The organism is Anaeromyxobacter soli, from assembly GCF_022808855.1.
GTDB classification, from domain to species: domain Bacteria; phylum Myxococcota; class Myxococcia; order Myxococcales; family Anaeromyxobacteraceae; genus Anaeromyxobacter; species Anaeromyxobacter soli.
This window is the reverse complement of record NZ_JAKZLF010000044.1, coordinates 1-24,197: the sequence shown is the minus strand read 5'-3', so window position 1 is coordinate 24,197 and position 24,197 is coordinate 1. Positions and strand designations below refer to the sequence as shown.

10 protein-coding genes and 1 rRNA gene are annotated in these 24,197 nt (G+C 76.1%); 2 read left to right on the top strand and 9 right to left on the bottom strand.

What is annotated here, in order from left to right:
- Positions 1-40: 40 nt before the first annotated feature.
- From MLV88_RS21400 to MLV88_RS24725, 6 genes are all read right to left on the bottom strand, one after another.
- Positions 41-12,325 carry a tetratricopeptide repeat protein gene (locus tag MLV88_RS21400; RefSeq protein WP_243338660.1) on the bottom strand — a complete coding sequence of 4,095 codons (12,285 nt, stop codon included), beginning with the start codon at positions 12,323-12,325 and terminating at the stop codon, positions 41-43.
- A 282-nt stretch (positions 12,326-12,607) separates the two neighbouring features.
- Entirely contained in the window at positions 12,608-13,276 is a 669-nt protein-coding gene (locus MLV88_RS21395) for a hypothetical protein (protein ID WP_243338659.1), read from the bottom strand.
- Positions 13,276-13,797 carry a DUF4956 domain-containing protein gene (locus tag MLV88_RS21390; RefSeq protein ID WP_242341499.1) on the bottom strand — a complete coding sequence of 174 codons (522 nt, stop codon included), beginning with the start codon at positions 13,795-13,797 and terminating at the stop codon, positions 13,276-13,278. The genes MLV88_RS21395 and MLV88_RS21390 overlap by 1 nt, the downstream gene beginning before the upstream one ends.
- Positions 13,785-15,488, bottom strand: coding sequence for a dTMP kinase (locus MLV88_RS21385; RefSeq protein WP_243338658.1), 1,704 nt, complete (start codon positions 15,486-15,488; stop codon positions 13,785-13,787). Before MLV88_RS21385 ends, MLV88_RS21390 begins: the two co-directional genes overlap by 13 nt.
- Positions 15,489-15,491: 3 nt before the next feature.
- Positions 15,492-16,178: a VTC domain-containing protein gene (locus MLV88_RS21380; protein WP_242341574.1), complete on the bottom strand. Its 687-nt coding sequence runs from the start codon at positions 16,176-16,178 to the stop codon at positions 15,492-15,494.
- A 7-nt stretch (positions 16,179-16,185) separates the two neighbouring features.
- Positions 16,186-17,475: a porin gene (locus MLV88_RS24725; protein ID WP_243338657.1), complete on the bottom strand. Its 1,290-nt coding sequence runs from the start codon at positions 17,473-17,475 to the stop codon at positions 16,186-16,188.
- 223 nt (positions 17,476-17,698) lie between these two features.
- Between MLV88_RS24725 and MLV88_RS21370 the strand changes: the two genes are divergently transcribed.
- Both MLV88_RS21370 and MLV88_RS21365 read left to right on the top strand, forming a co-directional pair.
- Positions 17,699-19,048, top strand: coding sequence for a metallophosphoesterase (locus tag MLV88_RS21370; RefSeq protein ID WP_242341358.1), 1,350 nt, complete (start codon positions 17,699-17,701; stop codon positions 19,046-19,048).
- Positions 19,049-19,196: 148 nt separating this feature from the next.
- Positions 19,197-20,882: a CotH kinase family protein gene (locus MLV88_RS21365; protein WP_242341359.1), complete on the top strand. Its 1,686-nt coding sequence runs from the start codon at positions 19,197-19,199 to the stop codon at positions 20,880-20,882.
- A 138-nt stretch (positions 20,883-21,020) separates the two neighbouring features.
- Here the strand turns inward: MLV88_RS21365 and MLV88_RS21360 are convergent, their stop codons facing one another.
- The 3 genes from MLV88_RS21360 to rrf form a co-directional block, all read right to left on the bottom strand.
- Positions 21,021-22,979: an ABC-F family ATP-binding cassette domain-containing protein gene (locus MLV88_RS21360; RefSeq protein ID WP_242341360.1), complete on the bottom strand. Its 1,959-nt coding sequence runs from the start codon at positions 22,977-22,979 to the stop codon at positions 21,021-21,023.
- Between the two features lie 62 nt (positions 22,980-23,041).
- Positions 23,042-23,920 (bottom strand): S-methyl-5'-thioadenosine phosphorylase, encoded by an 879-nt coding sequence (mtnP, locus tag MLV88_RS21355; RefSeq protein ID WP_242341361.1) that lies wholly within the window; start codon positions 23,918-23,920, stop codon positions 23,042-23,044.
- 156 nt (positions 23,921-24,076) lie between these two features.
- Positions 24,077-24,193: ribosomal RNA gene (gene rrf / locus MLV88_RS21350) — 5S ribosomal RNA — on the bottom strand.
- Positions 24,194-24,197: the final 4 nt, after the last annotated feature.

Genomic DNA, 24,197 nt, shown 5'->3' with positions numbered 1-24,197 from the left:
TCCTAGGTTTGGGTAGCGTCCAGCGTCAAGGAGCGGGACCTCACGCCGGCACCACGCAAGACACCCCGAGCTTCTCCCGGAGCGTGCCGTACTCCTCGGAGACGCAGAACCCCGCGAGGTCGCGGAGGCGCGTCTCCTCCCTCAGCTTCGAAACCTGGGGCTTCTCGGCGACCACCGCCCGGCGGACCACGTCGAGGTCGCCCGCCACGAGCGTGGCCACCCGGTTCGAGGTCAGCTCCGCGCCGTCGAGGTAGGCCCGGACGTCGCCCGGGTGCTGCAGGTCGCAGTAGCTCCGGGCGAGGAGCTTCAGGGTGTTCTTGGTGACGTTCTCGGGCAGCGTGCGCTCGAGCTCGCGCTTGAGCTTCTCGACGAGGTGCGGATCCGCCGTGACGACGAACCGGGAGCTCCCCACCGAGCAGGCCGCCTGGAAGACGAGGTCGAGCTGGTCGTGCGGCATGAGCCGGGCGAGCAGGAGCTCCGGGCGCGCGAACGCCATCGCCTTCGCGATCGCGAACCAGAGCTCCTTCTTGGGCCGCTCCCGGAACATGTCCTCCGAGGCCACGAGGCCCGCCGGCTCCGTGGGCACGAGCTGCAGCCGCTGCGGGACGTCGTCCTTGCGAAAGAGCCGCAGCCGCCCCTCGAAGCCGAGGGTGCGCTCCACGTACTTGAACATGTTCGCGAAGAAGAGCATCGAGCCGCGCACGTCGAGCTCGTCCTTCTTCGGCGTGATCCCGAGGTCCTTCTCGCGCTGGACGAACATCCCGCGGGCGTGCAGCGCGAGCAGCGTCATGATGTCGGCGAGCGGCCCCTTCACGCGCTCGTGGAGGAGGAGCGCCCAGAGCGCGTCGTCGAGCGGCCGGCTCGCCTGATCGCGCGCGAACTTCTTGAGGCGGCCGACCACCTGGACCTCGTCGCCGCTCGCGCCGCCCAGGAGGTGGACTCGCACCTGCGCCGCGCCGTAGGCGAGGTCGTACTGCTTGCGGGCGGCGTGGAGCGAGACGAGCGCGGAGGCCGCCTTCTGCGGCTTCGCCCCGAGCTTCACGAGCTGCCGGTAGGCGGCGATCGCGCCGGCCTCCTCGCCGGGCTTCTTCGCGGCGAGATCGGCGTAGGCCTCGAGCGCGGCCGCGTCCTCCGTGTCCGAGCGCGCGACGACGCCGTAGGCGGTGCGGGCGCCGTCCTCGTTGCGGAGCACGTCGCGGTAGAGATCGCCGAGCGTCCGCCACAGCGCGACGCGCGCCTGCGCGACGTCGGGCGTCTTCGGGAGCCGCTGGATCATCCGCACGTACGCCTGCTCGAGGTCGGTCCAGCGCTTCCCCTTCGTGAGGATCTCCTCGATCTTCGCGAACGCCTGGACGAGGCGCGGGTTCCGATCGAGCGCCTTCTCGAGCTCCGCGACCGCCGCGGTCTCGTCCTTCACCTCGTCCTGCAGGACGTCGGCGAGCGCGGCGTGCAGCCGCGCCGCGCGGACCGGATCGGCCTGGACCTCCGGCCGGGCGATGATCTGCGCGAGCACGTCGGCGGACTTCTGGCCCTGGCGCGTCTCGCGGTAGAGGCCGAGGAGCGCCTCGGTCACCGGGAGCGCGGTGGGATCGAGCTTCGAGGCGGCGAGGAACGCGTCGATCGCCTGGTAGGGATCCTTGAGCCTGTCGCGACAGGCCTCGCCGATGGCGACGAGGTTCGCGAGCTTGGCCGGTCCCTCGAGGAGGGGCAGGAGCCGCTGCCGCTGCTCCACCGCGCCCTCCACGTCGCCCATCGCCTCCAGGGCGGCGACGAGGCTCTTGCGCGACGGCTCGTTGTTCGCGTCGATCTCGAGCGCCTTCTTGTAGGCGTTCGCGGCGCGCTCGGTCTGCCCGAGCTTCCCGGCGATCTCGCCGATCTGCCAGTGCGTCTCGACGACCTCGAGATCGGTGAGCGCGTCGCGGTGGTGCACGATCACGGTCGTGAAGATCCGGAGCGCCTCCTCCCACTGCTGCTCGGCGACGAGCAGGTTCCCGAGCCCCTCGAGCGCGGGCAGGTAGGTCGAGTCGAGCTCGTAGGCCCGGCGGTAGCACGCGAGCGCCTTGTCGCGCTTGCCGAGCTTCTCGGCGACGTAGCCCTGGCGGTAGGACTGCCGGCAGAGCTCCTTCGGATCGCCCTCGAGCGCGAGCGCCTCCACCACCCCGTCGAGCACGCGCTCCGCGTCCGGCCAGCGCGCCTGCGCGACGTAGATGTCCGCGAGCGGCCGCGCCGCGTCGGGGAAGCCCGCGGTGCGCTTCAGCGCCTCCTCGTAGTAGCGCGCCGCCTGATCGCGGTCGTCGCGCTCCTCGTGGTAGATTCGGCCCGCCGACGCGTAGAGGCCGGTCTTCTCCGCAGCGTCCGGCGTGTAGCGGGCCTCCTCGAGGAGCATCTCCAGGAACCGGTCGCGATCCCGCTCGCGCTCGGCGATCCCCTTCAGCGCGCGGAGGGCGGGCAGGCAGCCCGGGTCGAGCTGCAGCGCGCGCGCGTACGCCTCCTTCGCGCCCGCCGCGTCCATGAGCATGTCCTCGTGGATGGCGCCGATGCGGACGTGGATCTCGACCGCGTCCCGGGCGCCGCCGGCGATGCGGGCCTCCCGGCGCAGCATGTCGAGGGCCAGGTTCCAGTTGCCGCTCCGCTCGTACAGCCGGCCGAGCGCGGAGACGGCCTCGCGCGAGTCCGGGTCGAGCTGCAGGGCGTGGTTGAAGATCGCCTCCGCGCGGTCGACGCGGGACATCTCCTTCCACCACACCTCGCCGATGGCGACCTCGAGGGCGACCTGCTCGCGCCGGTCGGTCACGAGCGACAGGTGGTGCTGCATGACGCTGATGAGCCGGTCCCAGAGCCCCTCGTCGCGGTAGAGCCGCTCGAGCCCCTTCACGGCGGCGAGGTTGCCGCCGTCCACGCGGAGGATGGCCTCCTCCTTCTCGATGGCGGCGCGCGGGTCGTGCAGCTTCTCCTCGTGGATCCCCGCGCTCTTCGCGAGGATCCGCACCCGCTCGCGCGGGTCCTCGGCCAGCGCGATCTGCCGCTCGTAGACCCGGTTCAGCTCGGCGAAGCGGTCGAGCTTCGTGTAGAGCCGCTCGAGGCCGGCGAGCGCGCCCGCGCTCCGGTCGTCGAGCCCGAGGACGGTCCGGTACGCCTCGACCGCCGCCTCGTCGTCGCCGATCTCGTTCTCGTAGAGCGCGGCGATCTGGAGCTGGAACGCGATCCGCTGCGCGTCGTCCGGCGCGAGGTCGCGCGCGCGGGAGAGCACGCCCGCGAGGTCCGCCCAGCGCTGCTCGCGCCGGTAGAGGCCGGAGAGCGCCTCGAGCGCGAGCGCGTCCGCGCCGTCCAGCTCGAGGACGCGCCGGAGCGCGCCCACCGCCTCGTCCACGTCGCCGAGCTCGCCGTCGTAGATCTTCGCGACCTCGAGCAGGGTCGCCTTCTTCTCCTCGAGCCCCGCCGCCGCCTCGAGCTTCTGCTCGAGGGTGATGACGAGGTCGCGCACGCGGCCGCGCCGCTTGAAGAGCTCGGTGAGCGCCTCGAGGGCCTCCGGGCTCGCCGGATCCGCCTCCAGCGCGCGGCGGAAGGCGGCCTCCGCGCCCTCCAGGTCGTCGAGCCGCTCGTCGCGCAGCTTGCCGAGCCGGAGCATGAGCCGCGCGCGCACGATCCCGCGCGCCTCCTCGGAGACCTGCTCGAGCACCCCGGCGAGCTCCTCGTGCGCCTCGGTCTCGTCGGCGAGCCGCTCCGCCGCCTCGAGCGCCTCGGCGTCGCCGGGCGCCTCCCCGAGCGCGCGGCACCAGGAGAGGAAGGCCATCTCCTTCTGGCCGAGCTTCTTCTCGTGGACGCCCGCGACCTCCTTCAGGAGCGCGACCTTCTCGGCGGGATCGACCACGTTGGGGGCGAAGACGTCGCAGGCCCGCGTGAACGCGCGCCAGTTGCCGGCCGCCTGGTGGATGGCGCGCAGCGCGTCGTAGGCGGTCCGGTTGGCCGGGTCGAGCTCGAGCACCTTGTCGAGCGCCGAGGCGGCGGCGTCCGGGCGACGCTGCTGCTTCCAGAGCTCGGCCACCGCCAGCCAGGCCGGGATCGCCTCGGCGGGCCCGCCCTGCGCGGCGAGGAGCGCCGCGCGGGCCTCCGCCGCCCGCACGCCCTCGGCGGCTGCGCCGGCCGCCCGGAACACCTCCTCGATCCGCACCAGCTCGTCGGCCCCGTGCGGCTCGATGTCGAACGCGAGCTTCGCCTGCTCGATGGCCTCGCGCTTGTTGCCGGCGCGGAGCAGCACCTCGGCGAGCTCGAGGCGCACGCGCTTCACGCCCGCCGCGTCCTCCTGCACCGGCACGAGGCGGCGGTAGACGCCTGCGAGCGCCTCCACGTCGCCCTGCGCCGCGTGGATGTCGCGCAGCGCCTCGAGCGCCCGGCGGTTCTTCGGATCCGAGTCGAGCACCGCCTTGTACGACTGGGTCGCCTGCGCGAGGTCGCCGAGGCGCGAGCCGAGGATCGCCCCGAGCTTGTCGTTCAGCCGGGCGATCTCCCGCCGGTCCACGGTGGCCTGCACGCGCAGGCGCAGGTGCTGGGCGAGGTCCTGCCAGCGCTCGAGCCGCTCGTAGAGGTCCTCGAGCGCGGCGAGCGCGCCGTCGTGGCGCGGCCGCGCGGCGAGGAGCTCCTTCCAGAGCGCGACCGACTCGTCGAGGTGGCCGAGGTCGGCCGCCAGCGCGGCCATCTTGGCGAGCACGCGCTCGCGCGCCGCGGCGTCGCCGGGCGCCACCCGCTGCGCGGCGAGGTTCCGGAAGAGGTCCTCGCGCCGGCCGGCCGCCTCGTAGAGCTCCTCGAGGGCGCGGAGCGAGGCGACGTGGCGCGGGTCGGCCGCGGCCGCGGCCTCGTAGGCCTCGGCGGCGCGGTCCGGCGCGGCGAGCCGCTCCTCGCACAGCTGGCCGAGCCGGAACAGGGTCTGCACCCGGTCCGCCCCCTGCGCGACGTGGGCGCGCTGCGCGAGCACGTCGGCGAGGTCCTCCCACTGCTCGAGCCGCTGGAAGAGCCGCTCGAGGGCGGGCAGCGCCTGCGCCGCGGAGCTCTCGTCGAGCGCGACCGCCTTCCGGTAGAAGCCCGCCGCGCGGGAGGGCTCGGCGAGCTTCTCCTCGTAGAGCGCGCCGAGCCGGAGGGCGACCTGGGCCGTCTCCACCGGCGGGAGCCGGTCGAGCTCGTCCTCGTAGATCGCCGCGAGCTCCTCGTCGTGCCCGCTCGTCTCGGCGAGCGCGTCCATGCGGGCGCGCAGCGCACCGTCGGCAGGGTCCTCGCGGAACGCCTTGCAGAGCGCCAGGAACGCGAGCTGCGGGTCGCCGAGCTGCCGCTCGCGGAGCTCCGCGAGCTGCACGTAGAGCGCCTTGCGCTCGAGCGGGTCCGGCCGCTCCGCGGCGCGCAGCTCGAGCACCGCGGCCTGCTTGGCGGAGTCGCCGCCGCGGCCGTACGCCCCCTCGAGGATGGTCGCCGCGCGCGCGTTCGCGGGATCCTTCTGGAGCATCCCCTCCAGCCGGGCGATCGCCTCCGGGTGATCCGGGCGGGCCGCGAGCACCTCCTCGTAGAGGGAGAGCGCGCCCTCCCGGTCCACGAGGCGCGTCTCCTTCAGCTCGGCGAGCCGCTGGCGCAGCGGCACGAGCGCCGCGTCGTCGCCGGCGGCGGCCGCGGCGTCGATCTCGCGCGCGAGCACCTCGCCGAGGTCCACCCAGCGCTCGGTCCGGACGCAGAGCCGGTCCATGCGCGCGAGCGCGTCCCGGTCGTGCGGGGCGACGTCCAGCAGCCGGCGCAGGCTCTGGATCGCGCCGGCGAGGTCGCCGAGCCGCTCGTCCTGCACGGCGGCGAGCTCGGCGAGGAGCGCGGCGAGGCCGTCGGGCGACTCCTCCTGGGCGATCGCGCGCCGCAGCGCCTGCGCCAGCGCCTCGGGCTCTCCCCCCTCGCGGAGGGCGGCGACGAGCCCCGCGGTCGCCTCCCGGTCGTCCGGCGCGAGGTCGAGCAGCCGCTGCCAGGCCTCGGCGGCGCGGCGCGGATCGTCGTTCGCGAGCCGCGCGATGCGCCGCTGGTACTCGGCGCGCGCGGCGGGGTCGAGCGCGCGATCGGCGTGCTCCTGGAGCAGCGCCCCGAGCTCGTCCTCGAGGCCGGCCGCCTCCGCGTGCCGCGCGGCGAGCTCGAGCGACTCGAGCGCGTCGGGGTCGGCGGCGAGGGCCCGGCTCGCGGCGAGGAACGCCATCTCCGCGTTCTTGAGCTGACCGCCGTACACGGCCGCGACCCGGCGCAGCAGCGCCGCGCGGGCGGCGGGCTCGGTCTGGTGGGCCGCGCGCGCCTCCAGCACCTCGATCACCTTCGCGTGCTCGCCCTCGGCCGCGAAGATCGGCTCGAGGAGCATCGCCGCCTCGACCGCGGCGGGCCCGCTCCCGCGGGCGAGGTCCTCGAGCGCGGCGAGCGCGGCGGGGTGGCGCGGCACCTTCTCGAGCACCGCGCGGTAGCAGTCGAGCGCGCCGTCCGCGTCCGAGAGCCGCTGGTGGCGGATCCGCCCGAGCCGGTAGCGCAGCTCGGCGGCCTCGGCGACCAGGTTCGGCTGCCGGTCGGCGACGGCGACCTCGCGCGAGAGCACGGTGGCGAGCTCGTCCCACCTCTCGGCGGCGCCGAGCAGCTTTCCGAGCAGGCGCAGGGCGTTCGGGTCCTCGGGATCGACCGACAGGATCTTCCGGTAAGCGGCGACCGCGCCGTCCCGGTCGGAGAGCTGCTCAGCCATGATCTTCGCCACCTCGAGCAGGAGTTCCTTGCGTGCGACCGCGGCCGGCGCGACGTCGGCGAGCCGCCCGAGCGTCCGCGCCAGCTCGCGGTGCGCGCCGAGCTTCCGGTAAACGCGCGCGAGCGCGCCCAGCACCTCGGCGCTCGGCGCGACCTCCGCGATCTTCTCGTACCAGCGCGCCGCGGCGTCGGGCCGGCCGAGCCGATCCGCGGAGATCACCGCGAGGCGCCGCTCGAGCTCGAGCGAGACCTGCGGGGAGAGCCCCGGCGTGCCGAGCGCGTCCTCGAACGCGCCGGCGAGCTCCTCCCAGGCGCCCGTCGCCGCGGCGAGCCGCTCGAGCTCGGCGCGGGCACCGGGCGCGTCCGCGCCCCGCCTCAACGCGCCCTGCAGCTCTCGCAGCTTCGCGCCGAAGGCGCGCCCGCGGTCCCCGAGCCGCTCCTGGAGCGCCGCGATCTCGGCGAGGAGCGGCACCCGCTCGGCGTCGTCCGACGTCTCGAGCCGCACCTCGAGGAGCGCCGCCAGCTTCCGCGCGTCGCCGGCTGCGCGGTGCACGTCCTCGAGCACGCGCGCCGCGTCGCCGCGCGCGTCCGGCCGCGCGAGGAGCCGCTCGAGCCCGGCGACCGCGCCCGGATCGCGCGGCCGCTCGGCGAGCACGTCGGCGTACGCCTCGATGGCGGGGCGCGCGTCGGCGCCGGCCTCCAGGGCCGCGGCGCGCTTCAGGAGCAGCGGCACCCGCCGCCCGGGATCCCCGGCGGCGCCGTGCGCGAGGGCGGCGACCACCTCGAGCCACTCCGCGTCGCCCCGCGGCAGGAGCCGCTCGAGCCCCTCCAGCGCCGCGACGTCCGCGGGCGCCTCGGCCCGGGCGGCGCGGTACGCCTCGAGCGCCGCGGCCGGATCCCCGAGCTCCTCGGCCACGCGCGCCGCGTGGAGCAGGTGCTCGGCGCGCTCGGGCCCCTCGGCGAGCGCCGCGCGCCGCCGGGCGAGCTCCAGGAGCTCGGACGCGGAGCGCGCCGCTGCGTAGAGCGCCTCGAGGGCCTCGAGCGCCTCCGCGTCGTCGGTGACGGACTCGAGCACCCCCCGCCACGCCTGGATCGCCGGGGCGCCGCCGCCGTGCTCGGTGCGCAGGCGCGCGGCCTTCCGGCGCAGGGCGAGCCCCTCGTCCGGAGCCTCCGACCGGGCGGCCTCCTCCCACACGTCGCACAGCGCGTCCTCGTTCCCCGTCGCGCGGGCGAGCCGCTCGAGGTCCTCCGCGACCCCCGCGCGCGCGCCGCCGCCCTCGGAGAAGGCGCGGCAGGCCGCCACGAAGGCCATCGCGGGCTCGCCGAGATCGCGCTCCATCACGGCGCGGATCTCGGCGAGGAGCCCGGCGCGCTCGGCGGGATCCTGGATCGCCGCGAGGCGCCCCTCGCGCGCGGCGATGCGCTGGGCGTGCTCGCCGGCCTGGGTGAGCGCGGCGTCCGCGAGGTCGAGCGCGTCCCGGCCGACCTCGCCCGGCGTCGCCGCGAGCGCGACGATCGCGTCGCGCGAGGCGATCCGGGCCGGATCGCGGCGGAGGAGCTCGCCGTGCAGCTCGAGCGCCCCCGCCGGATCGTCGAGGCGCGTGCGGCGGAGCTCGGCGAGGCGCGCGGCGGCCTCCGGATCGAAGCCGCGCGCGAGGCGCCGCTCCAGCGCGGCGGCGAGGTCCGCGGGCCGGTCGAGCCGCTCGTGCAGCCGCTCCAGCGCTGCGCCCGCCTCCGCGTCCTCGGGGGCGAGGGCGGCCACGCCGCTCCAGGCGGCCGCGGCGCGATCCGGGTCGCCGAGCTTGCCCTCGGCGACGGCGGCCTCCTCGCGCAGCGCGTCCTCCCGCGCCGCGGGGTCGGTGGCGCGGCGCGCGATCTCGGCGCAGACGTCGGCGAGCTCGCCCCACCGCTCGCGCGAGCGGTGCAGGCGGCGCAGGGCGGAGAGGGCCTCGCGATCGCCGGGCGCGGCGGCGAGGAGGCGGCTCCACCCCTCGGCGGCGCGGTCCGGGTCCTTGCGGCCGTCGGCGAGCTCCGCGCGCTCGCGGAAGATCGCGGCGCGCAGCTCCGGCGGCGCGCTCTCGCCGATCGCGTCGTACACGCGGGCGCACGCCTCCTGCTCCTGCGCCTCTGCGGCGAGGCGCCGGAGCTCGGCGCGGTGCGCGGCGTCTGCGGGCGCGGCGCGCACCGCCTCGGCCATCGCGAGGAACGCGAGCGAGACCTGGTGCAGCTCCTGGTCGTGGACCCGCGCGGCGGCGCGCCAGGCGGCGGCCCGGGCGGCGGGGTCGGCGGCGAAGCGCGCCTCGGCCTCGTGGGCGCGGGCGCGGCGGCGCGGGTCGGGGTGGCGCGCGAGCGCGCGGGCCGCGGCGGCCACGGCCGCGGGGCTCGTTCCGTCGAGGTGCGCCTCCAGGGCGGCGAGCATCGCCGGGTCGTCGGGCTTCGCCGCGAGCGCCGCGCCGAGCCGCTCCGCGGCGGCGGGGGCGTCGCCGAGATCGTCCTGGATCCGCGCGCTCTCCAGCGCAGCCCGCGCCGCCTCGGCCGGATCGGCCGCCGTGCGCGACAGCTCCGCGAGGGCCTCGGCGCGCCCGGCCGCGTCGCCCGCGGCTCCGAGCGCGGCAGCCAGGCGGCCGAGAAGCCGCGCGCGCCCGTCCTCCGGGGCGATGGCGAGCGCCTCGCGCAGCGCCGCGGCCGCGGCGGCAGGGTCCCCGAGCCCGTCGTGCAGGACCGCGGCGCGCTGCGCGAGCAGCGCCGCCCGCTCCGGCCCGGCGGCGCGCCCGGCGCGATCCTGGAGCAGCGCCGCCGCGTCGGTCCAGCGCTCGCCGGCGAGCGCCGCGCGGGTGAGCGCGGCGAGGACGGCGGGGTCCTCCGGGGCGAGCTCGAGCGCGCGGCGGAGCTCCCGCGCGGCGTCGTCGAAGGCGCCGAGATCCTCCTCGGCGATCGCCGCGGCGCGCAGCCTGAGCGGCAGCTCCTCCTCGGGGCGGCCGGCGAGCTTCCCGGCGGCCTCGACGAGCACCTCGAAGAGCTCGCGTTCCGCGCCCACGCCGGCGGCGAGGACCTCGGCGCGGCGGCGCGCCTCCCCGTGCTGCGGGCAGGCGCGGACGGCCGCGAGCGCCGCGGAGAGCGCCCCGCGGGCGTCGCCGAGCCGCTCCGCGCGGAGCGCGGAGGCGTCGAGGAGATGGCGGGCGCGCTCGCGCGAGTCGGTCCCGGGCAGCGCCTGCGCGATCCGCTCGAGCGCCGCCGCCTGCCGGCCGACGTCGCCGGCCGCCGCGTACGCCGGCGCGAGCGCCTGCGCGATGCGGAGCGGCTCCGCGCCCCGCTCCAGGAGGCGCTCGAGGAGCGCGATCGCGTCGGCCTGCTGCGCGGGCCCGAGGCCGCCCGCCGAGAGCACGGCGAGCGCGACCTCCGCGGCCTCGGCGTGCCTGCCGAGCGGATCCGCGAGGAGCTCGGCGCGGGCGATCTCGAGCGCGGCGCGCTCGGCGCCCTGCTTGCGCGCCGCGAGCCGGCCGAGGACGGAGGCCCGCTCCTCCGCGGCCGCGGGGGTGCCGACCGCCTCGAGCGCCGCGTGCAGGCCCCAGAGCCCCGCGTCGTCCTCGCCGGCGGCGAGCGCGTCGCGCCAGGCCGCCGCGGCTCGCTCGGGCTGGGCGGCGTCGAGCCACAGCGCGCCGAGCCGCGCCGAGAGCGCGCGCCGCTCGTCGCCCGCCGCCGCGTCGCGGCGCTGCTCGAGCTCCTGCGCGAGCTCCACCTGCTGGCCCGCGCGCGCCATGCAGGCCTCGAGCGCGGCGGTCGCCCCGCGGTCCTCGAGGTCGAGCTCCGAGAGCGCGCGCCAGGCCCCCACCGCCTCCTCGGGCTTGCCGAGGTCGCGATCGAGGATCTCCGCCACGCGGCGGAGCAGGGTCTTCCGCGCGCGGAGGTCGTCCTGCACCGCGCTGGCGGCGGCGCGGTAGGCGCGCACGAGGTCGAGGTAGGCGTCGGCGCGCGCGGCGGCGCCCTCCATCGCCTTGCGCGTCGCGGCCCGCGACGGGTCGAGCGCGAGCGCGCGCGAGAGCGTCCGGAGGGCGTCCTTCGGCCGGCCGAGCCGCTCCTGCTGGACGTCGGCGAGGCGCTCGAGCAGCCGGATCCGCTCGGCGCGATCGCGCTCCAGGCCCACGGAGGCCTCGAGCACCTGGGCGAGCGCGGTCCACTCCCCCGCGTCCGCGAGCAGCGGCGCGAGCGCCGCGGCAGCGGGCGCGTGGCCGGGATCGGCGCGGAGCGCCGCCTCGAGGTGGCGGCGGGCGCGGGCCGGATCCTCGAGCCGCTCGCGGGCGAGCTGCGCCGCGCGGACCCGCAGCGGCGCGTGCGCGGCCTTCGGCGGCGCGGCGGCGAGGTGCCGTTCGAGGGTCGCGAGCGCCTCCTCGAACCGGCCTGCGTCGGCGTGGTGCTCGAAGGCCTGGAGCGCGGCCGCCTCGCAGGCGGGATCGAGCGCGAGCGCCTTCCCGAGCGCGTCGAGCGCGCTCTCCGCGTCGGCGAAGCGGATCACATCCACGCGCGCCATCTCGAGGTGCAGCGCCACCAGGGCGGCGCGGTCGCGGGTCTTGGTCGCGAGCCGCGCGAGGGCGTCGGCGTGCGCGCGGTGATCGCCCTTCTCGGCGTGCACGCGGGCGAGGAGGTCGAGGGCGGCGGGATCGCCCGGCAGGAGCGCCCAGGCGCGGTCGAGCCGCTCGAGCGCGCGCTTCACGCCCTCGGGATCGTAGGCGAGGTGGAGCTGGGCCAGGCGGAGCTGGAGCGCGGCCGCCTCGCGGCGATCGCGCGCCTTCGGGACGCGCGCCTCCAGCGTGCGCGCCTCGTCGCGCCACGCGCGCGGGAAGGCCCGCAGGCGCTCGCGGATCTCCGGCCCGCCGGGCGCGGCCCGGTCGAGCGCCATCGCCTCGATGACCGCGTCGGTGGCGAGGCCGTGCTCGAGGGGCTCGTCCACGAGCCGCGCGGCGAGGAGCGCGTACTCCGCGGCGAGCGTCGGCCCGTCCGCGCCCGCGTCCCGCGCCTCGTCGAGGAGCCGCTTCGCCTGCGCGAAGTGGCGGAGCGCCGCGAAGCCAGCGACGCCCCGGGCGCGCGCCTCGGCCAGCCGCGGGTCCTGGCGACAGGCGCGCGCGTACAGGAGCGCCGCGCGATCTCTCCGCCCGAGCCGCTCCTCGTGCAGCACGCCGAGGCGCAGGGTGAGCCGCGCCGCCTCGGCGGGCTCCGCCGCCCCGGCGGCGCGCTCGAGGACCGCGGCGAGGGCCGGCCAGTCCTGGCGATCCTCGAGGAGCTGGGTGAGCGCGGCGAGCGCCCCCGGCTCGGCCGGATCGGCCCGGAGGAGCTGCTGGTAGAGCTCCTCCGCCCGGGCCACGTTCCGGAGCTTCGTCGTCGCGAGCGCCGCCGCCTTGGCGAGGAGCGGCGCGCCGGGCTCGGGGACGAGGCGCGCTCGCCCCTCGTACAGCGAGACGAGGTCCTCCCAGCGGGCGTCCTGCTCGTAGAGCGCCTCGAGCGCCTCGAACGCGGCGGGATCGCCGGGCGCGGCCTCCAGCGTCTCGAGGTGCGACCGGATCTGCTCGTCCAGGGAGGATGCGCTCAAGGTGGGTACGCTCGGCGAGAGGAGGGCCCGGGAAAGCGCCGACGGCCCGGAAGTATAGGGCTCGCCTCGCGAGGGGGTCAACGTTACTACCGCCAGAATTCCCAGCCCTTACGGGCGGTTGCCTACATCGGCGCCGCGATATCGGCGCGTATCGCCGCCGCGACGCGGCGCTCGGCGTCCCGTTCCCTCGACTCGAGCTCCCCTGGACGACGACCGCTCGAGCGAGGTCTTTCGTCCTTGAGGCGTCGTCGCGGAGTGAGGATTCGCGAGGCGTGCACGCCCTCACGGCGCGGGCGTGTAGGCGACGAGCTCCTCGGTGCGCTCGCCCTCCTCGCGGACCTTCCCGACGTCGGGTGCGAGCCAGTAGGTGCGGTCGCTGCCGATCTTGTCCAGGCGGACGCGCGCGACCTGCAGGCAGGTGAAGGTGCCCGCAGGCACGGTCACCTGCACGTCCTTCGCGATCACCGTGAACCGGTAGGTCTGGTTCTTCTCCGTGAAGGTCCCGTCCGCGTGCTCCTCGTGCTCGAGCACGGTCGCCTCGTACACCGAGCCGACCGGCGCCGACGCGGAGAGGGTCTTCGGCGCGGCGGGGGACCAGGTGGTGGTGCGCACGAGCAGGCCAGCCTTCCGGTCCTCCTCGCGGGCGCGCAGGACGAAGCCGTCCTTCTCGACGAGCCAGCCGCGCTCCTCCTGCGTGGGCTCGGTGTCGACCACCAGGATCGCCGACGCGGTGGACCCGGGCACCTGCTGCGGGCCGACGACCTGGACCGTCTTCTCGAACGGCGCGTCGCGGAGCGGATCGGTGACGCGGTACCGCCAGCTCGCTCCGGTGGCGAGCGGCGCGAGGTTCTTCTGTCCGGAGGGGGTCGGCGTCGGGTCGTTCGTGATGGCGCCCCCGCCGCAGGCGGCGAGCGCGACGGCGGCGGCGAGGGGGAGCAGGCGGCGAGGCATCAGGCGATCTCCTTGGAGGGTGCGGGCGCCGGGGCGGGCCGGATCTCGAGCGGCGCCTCGGATCGGCGCGCGTCGGCCTCGGGGGCCGCCGGCGCGTCGGGGACCTTGAACAGATCGAGCCCGGCGAGGAGCACGCAGGCGAACGCCGCGCCGGAGAAGGCGAGCGGGAGGCTGCCGTGACCGCACGCCATGCCGAGCCCGATGACGAGGAAGAGGACGGCCGCGTCGCGCGGGTCCTTGAGGCCGGAGCGGAACCGCACGAAGCTCCCGAGCCCGACGAGCCCGAACGCCTTCGCGAGGCTGTTGCCGATGACGATGGTGATGATCGTGGCGGCGACGCAGAGCAGGATCTGCGCCTGCGCCATCTCCGGGCGCGGCGGCCGCCGGCCCATGAGGTAACGCCACGGGCGCAGCGCGAGCACCGAGCCGATGAGGAGCGCGGCGGCGAACCGCGGCGCGAGCTCGCCCACCTGCAGCGCGGCGAGGTCCACCTCCGCGGACGCCGTGGTCAGATCGAACATGCCGCCTCCTCCTGCCCCACCGGTGCCGCCGCCGCGGCGGCGAGCGCCGCGCGGGAGAACGCCGCGTGCGCGTTGCGCAGCACCGGGAGGCTCGCGGGCGCCGCGCGGAGCGCCCGCGCCACGAGCGCGCGGCCCCGCTCGCGGAGCGCGAGCTCGCGCAGCGAGGACACCGCGGTCGTGGGCCACAGCTCCGCGCCGGCCTCCCGGAGCGCCCAGGCGCGCGGATGGTCCATGCCGTCCACCGAGTCGAGCGCCTCCTTCGTCGCGGGCAGCGCCCGCTCGCGCAGCGCCCACGCGTACGGTGCGTCGATCCCGGTGAGCGAGCGCAGCACGCGCTTCGCGGCGTGCTCGAAGAGCCGCTCCCGCAGCTCGCGCGACACCGGGCCGTCCACCTCCGCCGTGGAGCGCAGCGCGGCCAGCCGATCGCGGTCGGCGAGCGCGACCCGGAGCGCGTCGGCGCGCGGGCCGGCGAGCCCGGCGAGGCTCCGCGCGACGGGGAGCACGAGCTCGCGGCGCAGCCCCTCCCCGCGGAGCGCCCAGGCGTCGGGATCGTCCACGGCGCCGAGCCCGTCGAGGACCGCGCCGAGCGCGCCGCGCTCGAGCCCGCGCTCCCGCAGCTCCCAGGCGGCCGGCGTGCCGTTCCGGGCGAGCCCGGCCAGGGCCGCCTCGGGCGCGGCCTCGAACAGGAGCTCGCGGAGCGCCATCGCCTCCGGAGAAGGGTCGTCGCCGAGGCTCGCGAGGACGTCGCCGGGAGCCTCTCCGGCGAGCGCGCGCCGGAGCGCGAAGGCGCCGGGATCGGCGAGCCCCTGGAGGCTCCGCGCGACGAGGCGGGGCGCGCGCGCCGCGAGCGACACGCGCAGCGCGTGCTCCGCGGCGCCCGGGATGCCGGCGAGGAGGAACGCGGCGAGGTGCGGCTCCGGCCCGGCGAGCGCGGCGATCGCGGCGCGGAACCGCTCGCCGACGCGCTCCGGCGAGGCCTCCGCCTCGAGCGCGGCGGCACGGGCGCCGGCCGAGGCCCGGCGCGCCCGCGCGGCGTGCGTGGTCCTCGGCGCGAGGCGCGCGAGGATCGCGTCCGTCACCTCGTCGGCCAGCGCCGCGAGCGGCCGCCCCTCGTTGGACGCCACGATCCAGCGCGCCGGGTCGTGCTCGGCCTCCGCCCGGAGGTGCCGCCGGACGCGCACCTGCAGGCCAGCGCCGGCGAGCCCCTTCCGCGACTCGGCGTCGCCGTCGCGGCCCTCGAGGATCTTGCCGATGCGCTTGCGGAGCCGCGCCAGGTCCGGATCGACGTCGACGAGCACGACGAGATCCGGCCACGTGCCGCCCGCGCCGACGCGCACCGCCGCCTCGACCTCGTCCCGCGGCAGCCCACGCCCCGCCGCGGAGAGCGCGACGAGCGAGTGGAGGCTGCGGTCGGCGACGACGAGCCGGCCGTCCACGAGCGCGGGCCGCACGATCTCGTCGAGCTGCTGCGTCTCCCGCGCGAGGTTCAGGAAGAGCTCGGTCCGGGCCGACATCTCGAGCAGGCGCGCGTCCCGCGTCAGCTCGCGGACGCGCCGCGCCACGCCGGACGCGAGCACCCCCTTCTCGCGCGCGTGCAGGACCTCGTGACCGGCCGCCCGCAGCCGCTCGCAGACCAGGTTCGAGAGGGTGGTCTTGCCGCTGCCGTCGATGCCTTCGAAAGAGACGAACACCCGTCATGCCCCCGTGGAGCGGTCGTCGGCGCCGCGCCCGATCGCCGCCGCGAACTTCGAGTAGGTCGTGCCGCGCGCCCGGCCGAGGTGAGCGAGCCACCGCGGCAGCCCCTCCGGCCCGAACTTCAGCTCGACCACGACGCGCGGCTCGGCCCCGAACGCGGGTCCGAGGGTGCCGTGCCAGGGCGGGGCCTCCGCCGAGAAGAGCGACCAGCTCGCCGCGTGGAACGTGAGGGCGTCGTCGAGCGTCACCCGCCAGTGCGCGGTGGCCTGGTACACGCGGCGCCGGTACGACGTCGCGACCACGGGCGAGAGCGCCCCGAACGCGGAGGCGAGCGAGCGGGCGACCACCCTGCGCACCTCGCCGCGGGGGAGCCAGATCCGCTCCTTGCTCGTGATCCCGGCGCGCTCCCGCTTCACCTCGAGCACCACGCGCCCGGGGGCGTCGCTCCGATCGGGCGCGTACGCCTTGGCGCGGACCTTCACGCAGTCGTCCGGGGAGGCCGCGGCGCGCAGCGCGAGCGTCCCGCGCGGCGAGTCGAAGTAGACCGACACGACGCGGCTCTCCAGCGGGGCGACGTACCGCGCGAGCGCGCCGGCGACCGACTCGGCCTCGTCCGGGTCGAGCAGGAGCTTGACCTCCCTGCGAAGGTTCGTGATGCCGGTCTCGGCGAACGCCTGGTTGATCATCGGGTCCTCAGAACCTCGTGGCGATCTGCATCGCCAGCGCGTTCCCGGGCACCTCGTCGCCGGGACGGCGCGCGCGCTCTCCCTGAACCTTCACCTTGAGTCCCTCGGTCCACGCCAGCACCGCCCCTGCGATGGCGGAGTACCCGACCCCGCGGGTCGTCCCGCGCAGCTCGAGCACCTCCGCGCCCGCGACGGGGGTCACCCGCAGCCGCCTCGCCTCCCCGAGCTTGAAGGTCCAGCCGACGAGCGCGGTCCCCGCCGTGAAGGCGCCGGCGTCGAGCTTCCCGCCGAAGCCCTCGACGCTCGCGTCGAGCGGCCCGCCGGAGAGCTGCGCGTACGCGCTCGCGGCCTGGCGCACCGGCACGAGCGGATCGCTCGAGCCTGCGCGGTACGCGGTCACGCCCAGCTCGAGGGGCTTCCAGGGGCGCGCGGACGCGCGACCGGCGAGGTCCTGCGCGCGGTTCTCCCCGCCGAACGCGCTCCGCTCGCCGGCGAACACCCCGCCGGCGAGCTCGACCCGGCCGCGCCAGGGGCGGATCCCGGCGGTCGCGCCGAGCCGGCGACCTCCGAGCTCGTTGTCCTTCACGAGGTAGCCGTTCACGAGGCCGCGATCGACGAGCGGCAGCTTCCAGCTCGACTCGAGCTGCCTGGCCGAGAACGGCGCCTTGAAGCGCCCGGCCTGCAGGCGCGTCGAGAACGGTCCGTCGAGGCGCGCGTACGCGTCCTTGATGGGCGTCTTCGACGCGACGTCCGCCTCGAGCACCGTGAGCACGCCGGGCAGGCGCGCCTCGATGCCGATGCGGGCGGAGGACATGTCGAGCCGGCGCGTCCAGTCGTCGCGCTCGTCGGCCGCGACGCCCATGTAGAGCCGCCCGTGCACCTCGACGTCGAGCGGCACCGTGATGCGCGTCCCCCGCGCCGGCTCGGCGGGAGTCTGGGCGGGAGGCGGCGCGGCCGCGGGCGGCGTCGGCGGCGAGCGCGGCACGCTCGCGAGCGGCACCGGCCTCGCGCGCGCGGGCCGGGCGGCGGCGGTGCTCGCGGGCACGACGGAGGGACCGGGCACGGCCTCCGCACCGCCGGCGGGCGCCTGCTCGCTCGGCGGCGTGGCCGAAGCCTGCTCCATCGCCGGGCCCACCTCCCCGCGGGTCGCCGGCGCGTCCACGCGCCCATCGTCGGGCGCGCCCGCGGCGGGGTCCGGCTGGGGTGCGGGCTCCTCCGCGGACGCGCCGCCGGGGAGCCCCAGGGTGGCCGCGAGGGCGAGCGCGACCGTGACGAGCGAGTGACGGAACGGTTTCACGGACCGCTCACGGTGCAACGGGGGTGCCCACCGCTCGACGCCCGGGCATGCGGCCGCGCGGTCCCAGGACGTTCCGCTGAGTGGAAACGCTTTTCCCATCGGCTGAACGCCATGGCCCTGTCTCGCGGGGTCGGGATGGATCGCGGTGCCCTCCCTGTTTCCCCAGGTCCTCCCACCCACTCGAACGTCGCGGCGCCGCAAAGGGGCCGACGAGGAGACCTGCTTGCGCCAGCTCGCCCGGCTGATCCTCTCCACCCTGCTCGTGCTGCCGGGCCTCGCGTCGGCCGCCGCGATCACGCGCGGTCCCTTCCTGCAGCAGACCGCGCCGCACGCCTCGCTCGTCGTGCTGAACACCGACGTGCCGGCGGCCGTGCGCGTGGTCGCGGAGCTCGGGGCCGGCGGGACGGTGGTGGGGGAGAGCGCCGGCACGGCGCACCACGTGGTCAGGCTCGAAGGCCTGCCCGCCGCGAGCGTCGTCTCCTACCGCGTCGAGCTCGAGGGAGCGGTTCGCGCCACGGGCACCCTCCGCACGCCCGGCGAGCCCGACACGGCCGAGGGCCAGCGGACGGTGCTCGGGGTCATCGGCGACTACGGCACCCAGGGCCCGATCCAGGCCGGAAACACGGCGGCGCTGCTCGCGCGCGGCGTGTCGGCGGTGCTCACCGTGGGCGACAACGCCTATCCCGACGGGAAGGCGGAGGACTGGGATCCGGCGGTGTTCCGCCCGATGGCGGCGCTCCTCGCCTCGACCACGTTCTGGCCGGTGCCGGGCGACCACGAGTACCGGCTGCCCTACGCCCAGCCTTACCTCGACGCGCTCGAGCTGCCGGAGGGGCCCGACGGCGAGCGCTATTACTCCTTTGACTGGGGCGACGTGCACGTCGTCGCGCTCGACTCGAACTGCCTCTCGCCGATGGACGCCGCGACCGCGGGCTGCACGCGGGACTCGATGGTCACCTGGCTGCGCGAAGACCTCGCGGCCACCCAGGCGCCGTGGAAGCTCGCGCTGCTCCACCGCCCGGTGCTCGCCACCGGCAAGTACGGCTCCTTCCCGGAGGTGGCGAGCGCGCTCGAGCCGCTCTTCCAGGAGTACGGCGTGGACGTCGTCTTCCAGGGACACAACCACCTGTACGAGCGCACCTGGCCCTCGCGCGACGGCGCGCCGGTGAAGACCGGGGAGGGCGCGTACGATCGCCCCGGCGCGCCGGTGTACGTGACGACCGGCGGCGGGGGCGACTGGCTCTACGACTTCGAGAAGCCGGTGGCGCCGTTCACCGCGTACCGGGAGAAGGTCGGTCAGCACGTGGTGGTGACGGTCGACGGCGGCTCGATGCACGTGGAGTCCGTTCGCCACGACGGCGTCGTCCACGACGAGTTCACGATCGCGAAGGACGTCGCGCCGGCGCCCGCCGGAACCGGCGGGGGCGGAGGTGGCGGCTCGAGCTGGCAGTCCGGCGGGCCGGTCGTCCGCGGTGGTGGCTGCGCCAGCGCCGGCGGGGGCGCCGGGCTCGCCGCGTTCGCCGCCCTCGCCGTGAGCGAGACGCTCCGGCGTCTGCGCCGGCGCGCGCGCTGAGGCCTCTTCCGGTGGCGCTCGACGCGCGTCGCGCGAGGGGCGGGGCCGGCCCCGTTCGCGGCTGCGCCGGGCGACGCTCGAGCCCCGGTCGCGACTCGGGCCCGTGACGCCGGCGCTCGGGGCGCGCGCGTTGCAGCGCCCCTTGGGCATGAGCTCTCGCTTCGCCCTCGTGGCGTTCCTCGCCACGGTGCTCCTCGCCTGCAACGCCGACGCCCCGCCCCTCCCGAAGGTGGATCCCCCTCCTGGAGATCCGCCCCCGCCGACGTGCAACGACTGCGGCACGCCCGGCACCCCGACGGACCGCGTCCCCGAGGTGGTGAGCTGGCCGGACCTCCAGCAGAAGGTCGAGCCGCTCGCGATCACGTTCCCGCAGTCGACGGCGGACATCGTCTACCAGCTGTGGAGCAAGGTGTACGCGCCGGGGCGGCTGTACCTCGGCGGCACCTGGTACGACGTCGAGCTGCGGCAGCGCGGAGACGGCGCGCGCGAGCACCCGAAGCACAGCTGGAAGACGCGCCACCCCACGAGCGGCGAGACCCACGACGGCGCGCCCGGGACGGGATCCTGGCCCACCCGGACGCGCAACTACCTCGCCGAGTACCTCGACGGCGGCTACCTCTCCGACCCGTTCTGCTACGGCCTCCTGCTGGGCGCCGGCGTCCGCTCGCCGCGGTGGCGCTTCATCACGCTCGACGTGAACGGGGAGCACCAGGGCGTCTACGTCGAGGTGCAGGAGGCGGACGACAAGCACTTCCTCCGCGATCACGGCTTCGACGCGGACTCCACGACCTACCGCTGCGGCCTCCGCGACTGCGAGATGAAGCTCTCGCCTCCCGCCTCGTACCAGGGCCAGTGGGAGAAGGAGACGAACGAGACGCAGCCGTGGGACGACCTCTGGACGTTCCTCCGCGAGCTCAACCGGACGCCGGAGCACGAGTTCCCCGCCTGGCTCGCGGGGCACTTCGACGTCGATCGCCTGGTCCGCATGTACGCGGTCGCGATCCTCGTCAGCTGGTCGGGGATCGACGACTCGGGCAGCTACCTCGTCCACGACGCCGCGACGGGCAAGTGGTCCTTCGTGCCGTGGGATCTCAACAACGCGCGGATCGTGTACTGGCGCGGGCTCAGTCCGACGGCGACGCCGAACTGGCACGACGCGATCCCGACCTACACGCTCTACGATCCCGCCACCCTGGGGGTCGCGGCCGACAAGTCGCAGCGCTACGGCGTCAGCGCGCATCCGCCCTTCGTGGTGCTGTTCCAGCGCCTGTGGGACGCGCCCGCGCTCCGCAACCGGGTGCTCGACGAGGTCGAGAAGATGCTCGACGGCGTGTTCTCGGAGGCGCAGGCGTTCCCGCGCATCGAGGCGCTCCACGCCCTCATCGCCGGACCGCTGCAGCGGGATCCCTGGGTGGATCAGGAGCTCGCCGCCGCGTCGGTGCGGTTCCTCGAGGAGTACGTCACGCGCCGCACCGGGTTCCTCCGGGGCGAGATCCCCAGGGAGCGGCACCGTGGGGAGGGCGGCCTCGTCGTGAACGCGATCGGGCCGGGGTTCCTCGAGCTCTACAACCGCGAGGACGCGCCGCGCGATCTCGCGGGCCTCACCCTCACCTCCGACCTCCGCGATCGGCTGCAGAGCGCGCTCCCCGCCGGCACGGTCGTGCCGGCGCACGGGAAGGTCACCGTGCCCTTCACTGCCGGCGCGGATGGGGGCGAGGTCGGCGTCTTCGACGCGACCACCCAGCTGCCGCTCGACGCGACGTTCTACGCGCCGCTCGGCGGCAGGACGTACGCGAGGATCCCGGACGGCGCGGAGGCGTGGGGCTGGAGATAGGCGCGCAAGGCGCAGGAGACCGGCGCCGAGGCCGCAGCGACGCGCGCGAGGCCCACGGCCAGGTCGCCGCAGTGCGCGGCTCGAAGCAGAGGAGCGCTGCGGGCGCGAGGAGCGAGGACGCCCGCCGCAGGCCCGGCATCACGCGCCGCGCAGCGCCTCGAGCTCCTGCCAGCGCGCGTAGAGCCGCTCGACCTCGACGCCTGCGGCGGCGAGCGCGTCGCGCATGCCGCCGACCGCGGCGCCGTCCTTCTGGTAGGTGGCGGGGTCCGAGAGCGCGGCCTCCAGCGCGGCCTTCCGCTCCTCGGCCGCGAGGATCGCGGCCTCCATGCCCTCGAGCTCCCGCTGCTCCTTGAACGAGAGCTTCCCCGGCCGGCGCGCGCGCTCCGCCGGCGCCGCCGTGCGGGCCTGCGGCCCCGCGGCGCGGACCTCTGGGCGGGCGGGTCCGGCCTCCGCGCGCGCGGCCGCCTCGGCCTGCCCCTTCAACGTGCGATAGGTCTCGTAGTTGCCCTCGTAGCGGACCGCCCTCCCCTCCCCCTCGAACGCCAGGATCGCGGTCGCGACCTTGTCGAGGAAGTAGCGATCGTGGGTGACGAGGAGGACGGCGCCGTCGAACGCGAGGAGGAGCCGCTCGAGCACGTTGAGCGTGACGAGGTCGAGGTCGTTCGTGGGCTCGTCCAGCACGAGGACGTTCGCGCCGGCGAGGAAGGCGCGCGCGAGGAGCAGCCGGTTCCGCTCGCCGCCCGAGAGCGCCTTCACCTGCATGCGCTGGACGGTGGGCGGGAAGAGGAGGTCGTCGAGGTAGTCGCGGAGGGCGACCCGCCGGCCCCCGAGCTCCACGAAGTCCTCGCCGCGCGTGCCGTCCCGGCTCCCGCCGGCGGCCTCGTAGACCGTCTGCTCCGGATCGAGGGCCTCGCGCCCCTGATCGTGGTACGCCACCCGCGTGCGCGCGCCGACCACCACGCGCCCGCCGTCGGCGGCCAGCTCGCCGAGCAGGACCCGCAGGAACGTCGTCTTGCCCGCGCCGTTCGGACCGACGATGCCGATCCGCTCGCCGCGCTGCACGGTGAGGCTCACGCCCGCGAGGACCTGCCGCTCGCCGAAGCGCTTCACGAGGTCGTGCCCCTCGAGGACCGTCTGCGACAGGCGCGGCGTCGCCGCGAGCTGCAGCTCCGGGACGCGCGGGCGCTCCGCCCCGCGCTCGGCCATGAGGCGCCGCGCCCGCTCGATGCGCGCCTTCGACTTCGTCCGCCGCGCCTCCACCCCGCGGCGGAGCCAGGCGACCTCCTGCGCGATCCAGCGCTCGCGCTTGTGCCCCGCGAGCGCCCCCTGCTCCTCGGCCACGAGCTTCTGCTCGAGGTAGGCCTCGTAGTTCCCCGGGTAGCTCGTGACGCCGGCGCCCGGCGCGATCTCGACGATGCGATCCACGAGGTCGTCGAGGAAGTAGCGATCGTGGGTGACGAGGAGGAGCGCGCCCTTCAGCCGGTCGAGCTCCTCCTCGAGCCAGTCGACGGTGTCGGCATCGAGGTGGTTCGTCGGCTCGTCCAGGAGGAGCAGATCGGGGTGCGTGAGCAGCGCCCGCGCGAGCGCGACGCGCTTGCGCGTGCCGCCCGAGAGCTCCGCCACGGGGCGGTCCCACTCCTTCACGCCGAGCCGGTCGAGCAGCCGCCGCGCCTCGTGCGCCGTGTCCCACCCGCCGAGCTGGTCGATGCGATCCGAGAGCTGCGCGAGCTCCACGAGGAGGCGATCGTGGGCGGCGACGTCGCGCTCGGCCGAGAGGCGCGCCGAGAGCGCCGCGTGCGCGTCGATCGCCGCGCGGAGCGGCGCGCGCGCGACCTCGAGCTCGGACGCGACGGTCGCCCCGGCGGGGAACGTGGGCTCCTGCGGCAGGTAGGTGACGAGCGCGCCGCGCCGGAGCTGCACCTCGCCGGCGTCCGGCTCCGCCGCGCGCGCGAGCATGCGCATGAGCGACGACTTCCCCGAGCCGTTCACGCCCACGAGCCCGACGCGCTCGCCCTCCTCGAGGGTGAGCGTGAGCCCGTCGAAGACGGTGCGGCTGCCGAAGGCGAGCCGGAGCGAGGCGGCGTGGAGGAGCGTCACCGCGACTTCATACCACCGGACCTGCGGGGTCGCCGGGCCGGGCCGTGGTTCGCGCCGCCCTCCTAGCCGAGGTACTTGCCGAGGAGCAGCCCGAGCTTCTGGCGGACCTCCGGGGAGAGCCGCGACCGGTCGGACCAGATCGCGAGCGCGAGCGCGGACTGACACGCGCACGGCTTCTCGATGGCGGCGACCTGCGGGATCGCGCGCCGGATGAGCTCGAGCGCGTTCTGCGTCGCGACCTTCACGTTCCCGAGGATCTCCTCGATGAGCTTCGCCTGGTCGAGGGTCGCCGGGTGCGGCTTCCAGCAGTCGTAGTCGGTGGGGAGGGCGACGGCCGCGTAGCAGAGCTCCGCCTCCCGGGCGAGCTTCGCCTCGGGCATCAGCGTCATCCCGATGAGCGAGGCGCCCCAGCTCCGGTGCAGCTCGCTCTCGGCCCGGGTCGAGAACTGCGGCCCCTCCATGCACACGTACGTGCCGCCCTGGTGGACGCGCGCCGGGAACCCGGTGCCCGCCTTCACGAGGACGTTGCGGAGCGTGTTGCAGAACGGCGCCGCGAGCTCCACGTGGACGGCCAGCTCGTCGAAGAACGTGCCCGCCCGCCGGAAGGTCCGGTCGATCACCTGGTCCGGGATGACGAGGTGCTTCGGCGCGACCTCCTCGCGGAGGCTCCCGCACGCGCCGCTCGCGAGCACGTGGGTCACGCCGAGCGACTTGAGCGCCCAGATGTTCGCGCGGTAGGGCACGGCCGACGGGTTCCGCATGTGCCCGTCGCCGTGGCGCGACAGGAGGGCCACCGGGACGCCGGCCACCTCCGTGAGCGTGATCGGTCCGGAGGGGCGCCCGAAGGGCGTGTCGATCTCACGCTGCTCGCCTGCCCCGAGCGCCCCGAGCGCCTCACCGAGCCCCGTCCCGCCGATGACTCCGACCACGACCCGACTCATCGCTGACCTCCAGAGAGGCGCCAGTGTACCGGAACGAGGCGCCCGGGTGCCGGCGCGAGCGCCTCGGCCGCGCGATCCGACGCCCGTGTCGGTGCGCAAGCGCGACAAAAGAAAAAAGCCCGCCGGCGCGAATTGCGCCAGCGGGCCAAGAAAAAAATGCGGCAGCGACCTACTCTCCCACACCGCTTCCGGTGCAGTACCATCGGCTCTGGTGGGCTTAACTACCGTGTTCGGGATGGGAACGGGTGTGACCCCACCGAAATAGCCACCGCAAACC

Bases quoted from the DNA above. Each gene is read 5' to 3' on its own strand.
- MLV88_RS21395 (WP_243338659.1), bottom strand. From the start codon at position 13,276: ATGCCTCGCCGCCTGCTCCCCCTCGCCGCCGCCGTCGCGCTCGCCGCC.
- MLV88_RS21390 (WP_242341499.1), bottom strand. From the start codon at position 13,797: ATGTTCGATCTGACCACGGCGTCCGCGGAGGTGGACCTCGCCGCGCTG.
- MLV88_RS21380 (WP_242341574.1), bottom strand. From the start codon at position 16,178: ATGATCAACCAGGCGTTCGCCGAGACCGGCATCACGAACCTTCGCAGG.
- MLV88_RS21365 (WP_242341359.1), top strand. From the start codon at position 19,197: ATGAGCTCTCGCTTCGCCCTCGTGGCGTTCCTCGCCACGGTGCTCCTC.
- mtnP (WP_242341361.1), bottom strand. From the start codon at position 23,920: ATGAGTCGGGTCGTGGTCGGAGTCATCGGCGGGACGGGGCTCGGTGAG.